At 43.4% G+C, this 14641-nt stretch carries 9 protein-coding genes; 1 reads left to right on the top strand and 8 read right to left on the bottom strand.

The features are described 5' to 3' along the window. The first annotated feature begins 185 nt into the window (after positions 1–185). Positions 186–1544 (top strand): phosphoglucosamine mutase, encoded by a 1359-nt coding sequence (gene glmM, locus AOB57_RS09480; protein ID WP_054298283.1) that lies wholly within the window; start codon positions 186–188, stop codon positions 1542–1544. Positions 1545–2518: 974 nt separating this feature from the next. On the opposite strand, the gene AOB57_RS09475 is transcribed toward glmM, so the two are convergent. The 8 genes from AOB57_RS09475 to AOB57_RS09440 form a co-directional block, all read right to left on the bottom strand. Beyond that, on the bottom strand, positions 2519–3643 hold the full coding sequence (locus AOB57_RS09475) for a TIGR04013 family B12-binding domain/radical SAM domain-containing protein (RefSeq protein WP_054298284.1): 1125 nt from the start codon (positions 3641–3643) through the stop codon (positions 2519–2521). Positions 3644–3680: 37 nt separating this feature from the next. Further along, positions 3681–4793, bottom strand: a complete 1113-nt coding sequence (locus tag AOB57_RS09470; protein ID WP_054298285.1) for a site-2 protease family protein — start codon at positions 4791–4793, stop codon at positions 3681–3683. A gap of 119 nt (positions 4794–4912) precedes the next feature. Next, positions 4913–5365: a DUF126 domain-containing protein gene (locus AOB57_RS09465; protein ID WP_054298286.1), complete on the bottom strand. Its 453-nt coding sequence runs from the start codon at positions 5363–5365 to the stop codon at positions 4913–4915. After that, the gene (locus AOB57_RS09460; protein WP_054298287.1) at positions 5352–6560 is read right to left on the bottom strand and encodes an aconitase X; all 1209 of its coding nucleotides are present in this window, start codon (positions 6558–6560) and stop codon (positions 5352–5354) included. Before AOB57_RS09460 ends, AOB57_RS09465 begins: the two co-directional genes overlap by 14 nt. A gap of 6 nt (positions 6561–6566) precedes the next feature. Continuing rightward, positions 6567–7841: a UbiD family decarboxylase gene (locus tag AOB57_RS09455; protein WP_054298288.1), complete on the bottom strand. Its 1275-nt coding sequence runs from the start codon at positions 7839–7841 to the stop codon at positions 6567–6569. Positions 7842–8093: 252 nt separating this feature from the next. Continuing rightward, entirely contained in the window at positions 8094–9161 is a 1068-nt protein-coding gene (locus AOB57_RS09450; RefSeq protein ID WP_054298289.1) for a citrate/2-methylcitrate synthase, read from the bottom strand. A gap of 535 nt (positions 9162–9696) precedes the next feature. Continuing rightward, positions 9697–12501 carry an aconitate hydratase AcnA gene (gene acnA / locus AOB57_RS09445; RefSeq protein WP_054298290.1) on the bottom strand — a complete coding sequence of 935 codons (2805 nt, stop codon included), beginning with the start codon at positions 12499–12501 and terminating at the stop codon, positions 9697–9699. Positions 12502–13079: 578 nt separating this feature from the next. After that, positions 13080–14453 (bottom strand): COG1470 family protein, encoded by a 1374-nt coding sequence (locus AOB57_RS09440; RefSeq protein ID WP_054298291.1) that lies wholly within the window; start codon positions 14451–14453, stop codon positions 13080–13082. Positions 14454–14641: the final 188 nt, after the last annotated feature.

The raw sequence follows: 14641 nt of genomic DNA, 5'->3' as shown, positions 1-14641 counted from the left end.
TGAATACTTAATATATTTCATGGTTCTAGAATTTTCAGGAAAAGCAGCATTTTAAAATCGTTTTAATATTCCTATGCAAAGGCTCTGATTAGAAGCTGAGCTTTGTTTACCATAATAGCTGCAAATAAAAAGCAAATCTGCCTCAATGGCATAATCCACTCAAATCACAAAGAAGGAGACCTTACATGGCATTATTTGGAACTAACGGTGTACGTGGTATCGCCAACGAATATATAAATCCAGAACTGGCAGTCAATTTAGCTAGAAGTCTTGGTACGTATATGGGCTCGAAAGGCACTGTTGCTATAGGCTGTGATACCCGGATCTCGGGGCAGATGCTGAAATCCGCTGCAATTGCCGGGGCTCTTTCAACAGGTTTGAATGTAATTGATGTGGGAACTTTACCTACTCCTTCTATTCAGTTTTATGTGCGCGACTATGCCGATGCAGGGATTGTTATTACCGCCTCCCACAACCCAAGAGAATATAACGGGATTAAATTAATTGCCGGTGATGGCACGGAATTTCCCAGGGATGGTGAAAAAGAAATTGAAAAAATTTACTATTCAGGGAAATATTCTATTGTATCCTGGGAAAAGACCGGCAGTTTCAGAACTGATTCTGGAGCCAATGATTACTATATCAGAAACATTATCAATTCGGTAGACGCCGAAACTATCCGTAGCCGCAGGTTAAAGGTAGTTATTGATACCGGCTGCGGAGCCGGTTCGCTAACTCTTCCATTCCTGCTCAGGGAATTGGGGTGCAATGTGCTGACTCTTGGAGCTCAACCCGATGGGATTTTCCCCTGGCGAAATCCTGAACCTACGCCCGATGCTTTAACCGAGCTCTCCAAACTTGTGAAGATGACTGGAGCCGATTTCGGAGCTGCCCACGATGGGGATGCGGATAGAATAGTCTTCATAGATGAGAATGGCGAATTTCTAAATGAGGAAGTTTTGCTTGCTATGATGGCAAAATATATGCTTGAATGTGAAAAAGGTCCTTTAGTAACTCCTGTTAGCTCTTCGCAACGCATGGCTGATGTAGCAAAAGACGCAGGAGTTGAACTTTACTGGACAGCGGTTGGCTCAATCAATGTCGCCCGAAAAATGATGGAAGTAGGTGCGGTTTTCGGAGGTGAAGGCAATGGAGGCCTTATTTTCCCCAAACATCAGTATTGTAGGGACGGTGCAATGACCTGTGCCAAAATCCTTGAAATTCTGGCAAAAGGAAACAGGCTTTCCGAACTTGCTAAAAGTGTGCCTCATTATTTTAACGCAAAAACCAAAATTCCCTCTGTAAATATCCATACCACGATGGAAATAGTAAAAAACGAAGCCTCTGGTCTTGGATATAAGATGGATACTATTGATGGAATTAAGATCTGGTACGAAGATGGCTGGGTTCTCATTCGCCCCTCAGGCACGGAACCGATTTTCCGGATCTTTGCCGAAGCAAAAAAGCAGGAAAGAGCCGAGGAACTCATGCAAGAAGGCTTGCAAATGGTTATAAGAGCGGAAAAAGCCTCAGCCCCCGAATAAAGTGAATAACTCTGTAACTGATCTGCAAAACACCAGAATAAAGATTCAAATTAACTGCATAGCACCACGGAAAACAGCTACATCAAAAGCTGTACCGTCTTATTTTTATATTTTTCACAGACTTACTGGTATGTGTGCTCTGCGCCCATTAGCCAATATAGACAGCCCATACAGCTAATGTGGATGACCCATATTGTCAATATGGATAGCGGAAGTTCTATTAGGCATTTAACAGCCCTAAAAATATTTTTAACCTGCAAGATTGAAAGTTAACAAATTATCTTCTGTATCCCTGAGGAAAGAAACGAATACTTCCAAAATATGGTTCAGGCGGAAGAGCTCAATTTTGCAGATTAACTGTCGACCTGTAAGTATTAATTTGAAATTCGTAGCAACAAATTATAAATACATTGATTGCAGTATTACTAATGGGACTAAAAACGAAGAATCCTCCCTTATTATATAAGTATGTCAGTATGAAAGCCTCCTAAGCTCAAAACGTTGCACTATACTGAAAAAATACAAAGAACTCGAAATGCTGTTTGACTAAAAGAACAGCCGGTAGTACAAGATCAATCGAAAAGACCAGATAGATCAAAAACACAAGATCGATCGAAAATACAAGATCAAAAAAGTGAAAGACCAGTAAATTAATTTGGAGGATATAAATTCAGTAAAAATTGAGGAGTGAGTAAAGCATATCCTAAGATGTAATACAAACTGGAAAAAAGTAGAAAAAATACTGACCTGAATCCGAACTCAGGTTAATGGAGTTGATAGCCAGGATACTGACAGATCAGAAACAAACAACATATGCGGAATATCTCTAAAATAAATAACTTGTGCAAATTGTTCCCAGGAAGTTTACGAATCAGAGATGAGGTCTGGTTTCAAAGCCGATACCGTGATTCAAGATACCGACTTAACCTGATCTCCTTAATTTGACTTTTTTGATCTCCTTAATTTGACTTTTTTCAGACTTTGAATGGTTTCTCCCAATATCCTGTGAGTTTGCCGCTGAGGGCAAATTTTCCGAGTTCTCGCCTTACACGGTCACTAACCTCTGCCGGAACAGCCGACTCATATGGAGTGCCTGGCAGAGGAGTAAGGTAATGGGCTCTTACCGTGCCTCCTTTCTTACAGATCCAGCGGACAAGGTCAAGGCTTTTTTCCTGATCTTCTTCGGTCTCAGTGGGAAGACCAAAGATAAAATCAACTGCAGGGATAATTTCATGCTCCAGGCAGCACTCAACTGCTGAAATGCTGTCACCCACGGTATGTCCTCTTCGTATCTCTTTTAGAATTCGGTCACTGCCGGACTGAGCCCCAAGGCTAAGTGTATCGTTTGCGCAGTACGTCCTCACAAGTTCAGCCGACTTATCAGTCACAAATTCCGGACGCACCTCAGAAGGGAATGTCCCGAAGAAGATTTTCTTATCAGGAAGTTTATAAAGTGTCGAAAGTAATTTCTCCACCTTATCAAACCTTGGATGGATCCCATTACTTCCGTAGCCAAAAGCATTGGAAGCTATAAAGCGGAGGTCATTATAATGCCTTGCGTTTTTTACAATGGAATCTATGCTTCTGTGCCTTACTTCTCTTCCGAAAAGCCTGGGAGTCTGGCAGTACTTGCAACCCCAGGGGCACCCCCTGCTAATTTCAATCGGAGCCCGGAGTTTCTCAGGATTGAAACAGGGATAGGAATCAAGATTTGCATAGGCTCTTTTCGGAGTTATAACAACTGAACCCGTTTCTCTATCTCTGTATGCAATGCCAGGTACTTTTCCTGGATTTTTCCTTTCCTGGATTACTTTTACAAGTTCCGGAAGGGTTTCCTCTCCTTCCCCAATCACAACATAGTCAAAATATTCAAGCGTCTCTTCCGGAGCCCCTGAAGGGTGGGGGCCTCCTGCGATGAAAATCGAATCCGTGCCTGCATTTTTCACTTCCATGAAAACTCTTGCTGCCTGGCGTGTTGTAAAACTGTAGATCATTATTCCGTTTACAGGCTTGTCTACAAAACCGGCTTCCGGTAGTAAAGGAGAAAGGACTGCAAAGCTGTAAGAGTTCTTCTTGTTGTACCGGAAGTGTACGTCCATTATTTTTCCTCCGTTTTCTAAAATTTCAGGTCTTTTTTCAGGAAATCGGCTTAAAGGGGATCAGAGTAAAGCAAAGAAATCCCAGGATAAAGGTAATGATCCCTAGAAGGATGCGTTTTTTGTCAAGTTCTACTTTGTCATGCAGAGGGGAAGGATGCCCTGCTGCTGCAAAAACCCAAAGGAAAAGAGCCCAGAAAATCCATATAGCACCGTCTTCTTTCAGCCAGTAAATTACATAAATCCCTGTAAGGAACAGGATACGTGGCATAAGAAATGAGATTTTTTCAGCTTTTTTTCCCATCATTGCCCTGAGGATGTGCCCGCCGTCAAGCTGCCCTGCCGGAAGAAGGTTAAGCAGGGTTACAAACATTCCTACCCAACCCGCAAAAGCTACAGGATGCAGATTTTGCCCTGTAGCTCCGACAAGAGTCTGGATAAATACAAAAAGAGGAGGCAACCCAAGATCAAACATCATAGAATCAGGAAGGGGTTTTACTGCTGGCATCTCAAGGTTAAGCCCTATAATAGTAACAGCAACTGACATAAGCAGACCTGCCAGAGGCCCCGCGATTCCCACGTCGAAAAGCGCTTTCCTGCTGGGCACAGGTCCTTTGTAGCGGATCACCGCTCCCATAGTGCCAATGAAAGTGGGAAAAGGAATGAAATACGGAAGGGATGCCTTCATTCCATGATACCTGGCCATAGCATAGTGAGCCATCTCATGGGAACCGAGAACCGCCATTATCGCAAGTGTAAAAGATAATCCTTGGAAAAGCTGGAAAGGTTCTTCTTCAAGGTTTACTCCAAACATCCAGGCTCCACAAACCATGGTTGTAAAAAAAGTCGTTATAAAAAGGACAAGATTTAGCCAGATTTTTTCCTTTGCCTTCTTTTCAGGAGAGACCAGCAGTATATACTCCCCAAGCTCGTACTTCAGCACACATTCGAACCCAAAGTGTTGTAAAGGCTCCCAGAGTTCCCCGGTGAGAGTCTCAGCATCGACTCTAGGAGTTCCGTAGAAATAAAGGGTTTCTCCGGAGTTCTGGATCTCATACACGTCAAATACTCTGACTATAAAAGGATATAAACGCGAAACTGTTTCCTCAGCGTTGAATTTTCCTCTATCTTTCTTGTGGTTTTCCCGGTTCATTTTGGAGTTCCTACTCCCAGCTTAAGATTTAATATTCAGGTTTATTCATTTTCAGCTTTTAGAACTGAACCATCATTTTCATTTTGCGGATTAACTTTTTAATTTGCCTGCTCTCAGTTTTACATGTTTTCAGTCTTGCTCATTTCAGTTTTACCTGCCTCCGGTTTAATAAGTTCAATATATCCTCCATTTCCGTTAACCAGAACAAGATCTCCATTATTTAATACTTCGTAAGGGTTTCTTTCGAGCATATCAACAAGTGGGATTTCGGAAATAATGGCTCCAACTGCAACTATAGGTTCAGTTTCCAGATTTATTATTGCTGCAGGCGCAGTTCCGTTTTTTTTCAGCTGATACATAACATATGAGCCAACTGTAGAGCCTTTTCCGTGAGGAAAAATGAGAACCTTACCCTGAATTGATTTTCCTTCAAGGGCGTGATTTTCCTCAACTACGACCCCGGTTTTCGAGTCTATACTTCCAAGGAAGGAAATAGGGTCTCTGGAAAGCAGTACTTCCCCTTTTGCACATCCTCTGGAGATTGCCCTGCCTTTAAGTTTAATGGGAACCACCTTCTTTCTTTGCTGTGCTGCCGCCGACTGCCTCTTCAATACACATCTCCATATTTCCATATACGGCTTCAGCCCCGCACATCCCTGGCACGTAAGCAAGAGCTTTCCCTGAGTTTACCATAACGCAGGAATATCGGTTGGTAGCAGGAGAGACTACCATACAGGTATCACAGACGACTTTAGCTCCACTTTTTTCAATAGTCTTTATATACTCAGGATAGTGCTTTACAAGTTCCCTTGAAGTAAAGATCCAGAGTTCTTTCGAAACAGTTTTTCCTTTCAGGAGTTTGGCTACCTTTTCGAGTTCAGTTGCCGAGCAGTGAGGGCACCCTATAGTTATCAGTTCGGGCTCTCTGGTAACTTTAGTCAGGGTCTCATAAACCTCATCAAGCTGCTTTCTCTCAATAGTTATCTTTTCCTCAGGATCTTCAAAATTCAGCCTGCGAATCTCGGGCGTGACTCCTTCCACGTGGTAAAGTGCAACTGCCCCTGAAGCTGCCATTGCAGCTCCAATCGCTTTCAATTCATCTGCGTCGGGGGTAGTTCTGAGATGAAAAACGGGTACTCTGCTTCCTGCAAGTTTACCGGCTATATACCCGAGTGCACCATAATCCGATCCTTTAAGTGGAGATTCTACATGAATTGAGATTTCAGGCACACGATTTTCGTCCAGATGGAACCCATAATTTGCAGTTTTCCCTAGAAGCGCCGCAGAAAGGGCTGATGGTCCCCCTTCACGGTTTGTCCTGGCTCCAAGCACGGAATTTGCATAAGAAACAGCTGACGACTCACTCCATGCCAGATGATCGCCGTAACCAGTGTCAAAGCCCTCAAGGGTATAAGGCGTGCATGTACATTCGCAGCGAATTCCCAATTTTGCATATGCCTGGATAATCAACTTTTGTTTTTCCGCAAACTCGGGAGAGATTCTTAGCCTTTCCCAGTCTTCCAGATCCATCCCTGCAGGGTTCAGGATCGCAGGAACCTTAACCCTGCCCTGGAGGTCTGAAATCCATTCAAGACCTGCGTCGCCTATAGTTTTATAAGAAACCCCTGCAATCTGTGCGCTTTTAATTGGTATGAGCCGGTCTGCACCGTAAATGTCTCCAAGGGTTACCAGGATCCCGATAGCCTGCCTTAGAGTCTCCCCTGCTTCTCCATTCAGGATCTGTTCTTCTTCTTTTGTAAGATACATTGAGATTCACTCGTTAACTTCGGGAATTACTGCCCTTTCAAAATTTTCTTTTTCGGTAAGAACCTTTGTTGCATCAATTCCCACTTTTGTGGTCGTTCCGTCAGAAGCTCCTCGCGGGTCCAGGGAACTGCCCCGGACATTAGGAATAATAAGAATATCCATATCCCCTTTGACCCTCGTGGCAATTGCAAACTCAACATCATTCGGGTCGAAAATATTTATATCTTCGTCCACAACCACCACATGTTTAAGGCTGGTGTGAGCTGCAAAGGCTGCCATAATGGCATTTTTCCCGTCTCCTTCAGTCTGCTTCTCGATCTGAACGACTGCATGAAGATAGCAGCATCCCCCTTCTGTCAACACTACGTTTCTTACGGTAGTGACCTCTCCGACAGCTCTGTAGATTCTTGGTTCATAAGGCACCCCCATCATCAGGAGATGTTCAGGGCCTGCTGGCAGAATTCCATGGTAGATCGGGTCTTTTCTATGAATAATTCGGGTTATATGGATAACAGGCTCTTTTCTCACCACGTCGTAAGTTCCCGTAATGTCCACAAAAGGTCCCTCATGAACCATTTCCACGGGATCAACGTAACCTTCAAGCACGATTTCCGAGTGAGGAACTTTTACTCCGTTTGAGCACTCAAAAAGTTCAACAGGGGCTCCTCTCAGGGCGGCTGCGTACTCGAATTCTTTCCCAACAGGAACCCTTGTTGAGGTCGCGTAAATAATTATAGGGTCGCAGCCAAGCACAATTGCAACAGGTAAAGGTTCTCCTTTTTCCGCGGCTTTTTTATACAGTAGATAAGTATGTCTCGGAGGAACCAGACGGGCTGCGAGCTTATCTTTTCCTGCAAGCATAAGACGGTGAATGGAAGCATTAATTGTACCCCTGTACTCGGAAACTACAATCCCCGCGGTTATATAAGGGGCTCCGTCTTTTTCAAAATGTGTAAGGATAGGAAGTTTTGTCAAGTCAACCTCGTCTTCTATAACCTCAAGGGTTGGAGATTCTGACACCAGCCTCACCTCACCTTCAGGAGAAACTTCAGAAAGCCTCCTTATGATTTCTTTTTTAGGAACTCCTAGCATTGAAGCCAGTTCTTCTCTTGATCCAAGCAGGTTCATGATGACCTTCGAACCCGAAACATCATGGAAAAGAACCGGGCTCTTTGCAGTTTTTGCAATTCTTGAAGCTTCAAACCTCGGAGAAACAGGCTGAGAAATCTCTACCAGTCTTCCATTTTCCTTTAACTGGTCGATAAAAGCTCTAAAACTCATGGGTATCTGGATATCAAAAAGCTGTCAGATAATAAAAAGATTGTCTGACAACCATTTAACAAATTGCTTGACCACAAGCCTTTTCAAAAAAAGCTTGACCGAAAACTTTTGCAGAAAGAGTTTGATCAAACCATGCTTTAACTAAAACAGCGTGGTCGGCGTGGTCAAGTGGCGCAACAGTTGGTGATCAACCGGCGCAACGGTCGCAGTACAACGGTTTAGGGAACGGTTTCGCCTGACCAAAAAATTATCTCAACATTCATCAAGCATGAAAGCTCTGGGCCTTATGATCCTTTTCTTCTCATACTGGTCAAAGCAATGAGCTATCCAGCCGGAGACCCTGCCGATTGCGAAAATGGATGTTGCAAGTTTAGGGGGAATATCCAAATACTTATAAATAACTCCCGAATAGAAATCGACATTGGGGTAGATTGGCTTCCCTTTTTTCTCTACAAGCTCGCGGAGGACTGTGTTTTCTATTGCCTCGGCTATTTCATACCAGTGCATATCCCCTTTTGCCTCTGCAAGTTGCCTGGAGAGTTGTTTGAACACCTTGCCCCTTGGATCATAGGTCTTATATACGCGGTGCCCGAAACCCATGATCTTTTCTTTATTTGCAACTTTCTCAAGAACAAATTTTTCTGCGTTTTCCGAGGAACCGATCTCTTCAATCATGGCCATAACTTCTGCCCTCGCCCCTCCATGCAGAGGGCCTTTAAGGGTACAGAGTCCGGAAACAACAGCAGAATAGAGGTCAGAAAGGGTAGAGGCAGTAACTCTTGAAGAAAAAGTAGATGCATTTAGTTCGTGTTCAGCGCTGAGGATAAAGTCTTTTTCCATGACCTCAGCTTCCAAATCACTTGGTTTGCTTCCTTTTATCATGTAAAGGAAGTTAGCTCCATGGGAGATGGAGGGGTCAGGAGGCACGGGTTCTCTCCCATTTGCAATTCTATGATATGCAGCAACTATGGTTGGAATCTTGGCAATTAACCGTATGGCTTTTCTCATATTTCCTTCAGGAGAGTTGTCGTTAATATCCGGATCGAACTGTGATATGAAAGAAACGATTGTACGCAGCGCTTCTATAGAGTCAATGCTGAGATTGCACATACGGATAACATCAATCGCCTCCCTGTTGATCTCACGTTCCCCATGCAGGCGGGCTGAATATTCGGCAAGTTCCTGATCTCCAGGGAGTTCTCCCAGGATAAGCAGATAGGAAACTGCATCATAAGGAAGCTCAACCAGCTGGTTAATGTCTATCTCCCTGTACTTCAGAATGCCCTCCAACCCGTCAATGAAACTTATATTTTTACTCATTTTCTACCTCACAGTTATGCCTAGAGGATTTTCAAAAAACTTTGAAGTTTGGGGAATCCTCTGCTTATACATGGAAGAGTTTAACACGAAGGGCCTTATAGGACCCAAAAATAGGGTGACAATGCATTCCTATTATATCGAATAAGTATATTAAATTTGTTGAAATTGTATCTCAAGAGCTTTATAATTATATTCCATCTTAAATAAGCTGCGGCTCTAAATTGCATAGTAATAGGCTCTGTAGAAAACCTACTTAATCGTCATTAATAGACTTAAAGTTCTCAGCAAAATTGAATCAGGCAATTCAGTTTTAATTTGTTAAGATTGGTTATTTCAGAGGATTTCTACAGAGCCTAGTAATATTAAGTTTAAAAACTATTGTCTTCAGAACGCTGTCTTTTTCAAAACAAGTAAGATGATTAAAATAACTTTGTTTCTTATTGATTAAAAAGGTTCCAAAAAATAAAAAGCTTTGTGTAAAGCTTGTGGAACCTTTTAAAGAGTTCTCCGCGTATAGTTTTAGTATTGTAGCATATTATTTTTTCTTCACCGAATCCCGCAGGAACTTATGCAAAATCCCGCCGTTCCTGTAGTATTCTATCTCTACAGCCGAATCCAGCCTCACGATTACCTGGAACAGAGTCTCTACTCCATTTTCGTCTTTTGCCCTTACTGTAAGCTCTCCGTGAGGCTCCAGGAACTCAATGCCCAGAATATCATAGCTCTCCTTTCCTGTGAGTCCCAGAGTTTCGGCATTCTCGCCCTCTTTAAACTGCAGCGGAAGAACTCCCATGCCTACAAGGTTGCTTCTGTGAATACGCTCAAAAGATTCGGCAATAACGGCTTTTACTCCGAGCAGGAATGTACCTTTGGCTGCCCAGTCTCTGGAACTGCCTGTCCCATACTCCTTTCCTGCTATAACTATCAGAGGAATATTATTTTCTGCATAAAGCATAGCTGCTTCAAAAATAGGGATTCCTCCGCAAGCTTCCTCCGGGAAATCCTCTTTCCTTGGATGATATAAAGTCCAGCCTCCTTCCCTGTCCACGAGCTTGTTCCTGAGCCGGATATTCCCAAAGGTTCCGCGCATCATAACCTCGTGATTACCTCTGCGAGATCCATAGGAATTGAAGTCTTCAGGGCTCACACCCCAAGAGATCAGGTATCTGCCTGCAGGACTATCTGCAGGAATGTCTCCCGCAGGTGAGATATGATCCGTGGTAATGCTGTCCCCGAAAAGAGCGAGGATCCTTGCGTTCTTTATATCTTCCGGCGAAGGCGAAGTAAGCGGGAAATCCACAAAATAAGGAGGCTCCTGAATATATGTGGACATCGGATTCCAGTCATAAAGGGTCCCTGATGGAACCTCCAGTTCTCTCCAGAGCTCTGGACCTTCCAGAACGCCGGAATACTCCTTTTCGAACATTGAAGGTTTGATGCTGTTCTTTTCAACCTCTCTAATTTCTTCCTCTGAAGGCCAGATATCCCTGAGATAAACAGGCCGTCCGTTGGGGTCATAAGCAAGGGGATCGCTCTCAAGGTTGATATTCACAGTACCTGCAATTGCATAAGCGACAACAAGAGGCGGAGATGCCAGGTAGTTCGCCCTTATAAGAGGATTAATCCGCCCTTCGAAGTTTCGGTTTCCACTGAGTACAGCTGCAACAGTAAGGTCATTTTCCTGAATTTCTCTAGCAACGCTTTCAGTTAAAGGTCCGCTGTTTCCTATACAAGTTGTACAGCCGTAACCAACCAGATGGAAACCCAGGGCTTCAAGATAGGGCAAAAGGCATGCAGCTCTCAGATATTCCGTAGCCACTCTTGAGCCAGGGGAAAGGCTTGTTTTTACAAAAGGCTTTACGTGCAGTCCCTTTTCGACAGCCTTTTTTGCGAGCAGCCCTGCTCCTATCAGAACTGAAGGGTTTGAGGTATTGGTACAGGAAGTAATTGCTGCGATTACCACAGAACCATGTGTTACCCTGAAAGATTTCTCTTGAGACTCTACTATTTCCTCTTCTATGCCAGGAATCTCGGGTTCTTCTACAGGTGTCCCTCCCTCTCCTATCCAGCGCTGGTAAGCAGGGTCTCTGGAAAGTTCAAGGCCTGATTCCTTCTTTCGGGCGAAGGTCTGTCGCATAATTTCACGGAAGTTCCCAGGTACTTCGTTAAAAAATAGCTGATCCTGGGGGCGTTTCGGGCCTGCTAGGCAGGGCTTTACAGTGCTCATATCAAGTTCCAGGGTGCGGCTGAATACAGGATCGGGCTTGTAAACTGAGTAAAGAAGGTCCTGGGCTTCCAAATATTTTTTCACAAGGTCAACCTGTTCTTCACTTCTGCCCGTCCTTCTCAGGTAGTCGAGAGTCTCGGCATCAGGCGGGAAAATTCCAAGGGTTGCCCCATATTCTGGAGCCATATTGGAGATTGTCGCCCTATCCGGAAGGCTCAGCGAGTTTAATCCTGGACCGTAAAATTCCACGAATTTGCCGACAACTCCTTCTTCTCTCAAGATTCTTGTGATTGTCAGGACAATATCGGTAGCAGTGACGCCCTGTGCAGGTTTTCCGTAGAGTTTGAAGCCCACTACCTCAGGCACAGGCATATAATAAGGCTGTCCGAGCATTACAGCTTCGGCTTCTATGCCTCCGACTCCCCATCCGAGTACTCCAATCCCGTTAATCATTGTTGTATGGGAGTCTGTCCCTACAAGGGTGTCAGGAAATGCCGATAGCTCCCCATTTTCCTCCTTAAGATGCACAAGAGGGGTCAGATATTCAAGATTTACCTGATGGATGATTCCTCTTCCAGGGGGCACAACTCTGAAATTGTCAAAAGCTTTCTGTGCCCAGCGCAGGACGGAATAACGTTCCGTGTTGCGCTCAAACTCCTTTTTCTCATTTTCCTCAAGGGAATAAGCCGTACCATAAGAATCAACCTGGACGGAATGGTCAATGACAAGATCAGCAGGAATTACAGGGTTTATTTTTGAAGGATCGCCTCCCAGACGTTGCATTGCCGATCTGAGTGCTGCCAGGTCTACTACAGCCGGAACGCCTGTGAAGTCCTGCATAATTACCCTTGATGGAATGAACGGAATATCCCTACCACTTACATTTTCAGGATTCCAGCGAGCAAGAGCCTCCACATCCTCAGCGGTTATTAAACGCTTTTCAGTGTCCGCATGTCTGAGCAAGGATTCCAGCAGTATCCTTATGGAGTAAGGGAGCAGGGAAATTCCCTCAAAACCCCTTTCTTCCAGTTTACTCAATCTGTAGATCTTAGCACTTCCGGTAGCTGTTTCAATAGTATCTCTTACCCCATACGGGTCCGGACCATCTCTCATATTTTTCTTACCTCCAGCAAAAATATGGAACTAAAATTAAGATATTATAAATTTCTCTTTATCCTGTGAGAGTATAGATTATTTCTATATCGTATGAAAGCCTCATCTAAGCCTCATCTTATCCTCAGACTATTTTATTCCTTCGGGTTTACTATCTTTATTATATGATGAAGTATGCCTGCACTGACACTTTGCACCCTACTTTTTCCGGAATCCCGAATATTGTGCCCTAATCAAATTATATATTAACCAGTATAATAGTTGTTGAGTTTTACTATGGCTTCCAGTTATTATGGCTTCAGTTACTATGGCTCTAGTTATATTTGCTCTTGAACTATATTTCTATATATTACAGAAGTTCGGTAAAAAGAGGTAAGGATAATTAAACGATTAAGAAAAAAAGGGTTGAGAAAGTCTCAAAAGTCTAAACTGTTAGAATCCTCAATCGATCTGAACTCTTAAATTATCAAAACCCCTAAAACCATTTGAGGCTTCCGTGTTTTCAGGAATTAAATAGAAATCTGGACTCTTATCCTGTCAATAGTGCCTGAAATTAAAAGAAAAAAGCAAGAAGCTGCTTATTCTTCAGCAGCTCCGATTGTCACTGTATACTCAAAATTCTCAGTATTTCTGGGAAGGATTGAGAGTGTCCATTCTCCCGCAGCTCCGGGAGCAGAATAGGTATTCACAAAGGTTGTAGCTCCTCCCTGATAATTCCCCTGGTTATAGGTCTCCATACCGCCTGCAGCTCTTGAGTATATGTACGGAATAGGATACGGCGGCTGAGGAAATGTGTCATCCACTATGTTTATCGAGCCGCTGTATTTTGTGTTTACAAGGGTAGGAGTGACCTCATTTCCTGAAGGATCAATCAGACTCACGTTAAAAGAAGGCGTGAGATCCCTGTTTCCTCCGGTTGTATAAAGACCGTACCCATACTGATAAGCTTTAATTTCCAGGGTGATGGGTCCATCTGTTTCGGCTTCAAAAATTTTCTCATAAGGTTCTTCAGGAACCGGTAGGATGCGGAAGTTCAGGGAAACCAGTTCCTCATAATCACGAATCCCGGGGTCGTCAATATTTAGATCAAGACTGCCGCTGTAGCTGCCCTTTGCGTCAGCCGGAACCGCAAGTGTAAGTTCGATGACAGCTGTCTGTCCGGCTTTTATTTTTTCAGGAGCTTCCACACTTATTGCATCATCTCCAAAAGTCTGCTTCGGCATTCCTGTAGAGGAAACCACGTCTTCAGCGTAAATTATACCTCCCTCTCTGGTAAGCTCAGGAGAAATTGCAATGTCTTTATCGCCTGTATTCCTGAGTTTTATTTCGTAAGTATAAGTTTTCCCGGCTTCCACAAGGTCATTTACATAAGGTGTAAGAATCTGGACTGAAGGCCTGACCCATACCTGTATATTCAGCTGCATCGTGCCCGGGAAATTAGGATAATAGCCAGCTACATCCCTATCAGGCACCTTTTCCGTAAAAGCAATGAGTGCAGCATAGTTTCCAAGGTAGGCGTCTTCAGGTATGCTAACTTTTACCTGAAACTCTTGCTTTTCACCAGGCTTCAGGGTCTTCTCAGAGGGACTTATAATCGTCCAGTTTTCATCCATGAAATTTTCAGTATAAGGAGTAATTATAAGGTCCGGTTTTAACTCAATTGTCTTATTGTCCCGGTTCTCGACAGTTACGGTAAAGTTATCACTGTCTCCGGGTTCAAGTTCCAGGTATTTGTAAGCCGGATCAATCTTGATCTTTTCAAATTCGGGGAAATAATCCGCGATATAAATCGAAGATGATTCAATGCTTGCCCCGACTTTTGGCTGTACGTCTTCTTTTGCAGTCACGGCAGTATCTCCATTTCCTGCTCCTGCACAGACAATAGAAATTCCCGCTATAATAAGAAGCCCACATACTATTCCTTTTAATGCCTTAGTATCCAGTATACTCATATTTTTTACCTCGCATATTGTTTACTAAGGCATGGAACTTATAAAATAATTTCCTAAACTACGAATTGATTTGAAGTTATCTTAAGAAAATAAAGAGATTAAAAAGCTTTATTTTCATTTTCCATACTTTAAAATACATTTTTTTTAAAATCTGGTTAATTATTATCTCGATTTTAGCTTTGCCTGCC

Source organism: Methanosarcina flavescens, from assembly GCF_001304615.2.
GTDB classification, from domain to species: Archaea; Halobacteriota; Methanosarcinia; order Methanosarcinales; family Methanosarcinaceae; genus Methanosarcina; species Methanosarcina flavescens.
This window is presented reverse-complemented; position numbering and strand designations above follow the sequence as displayed.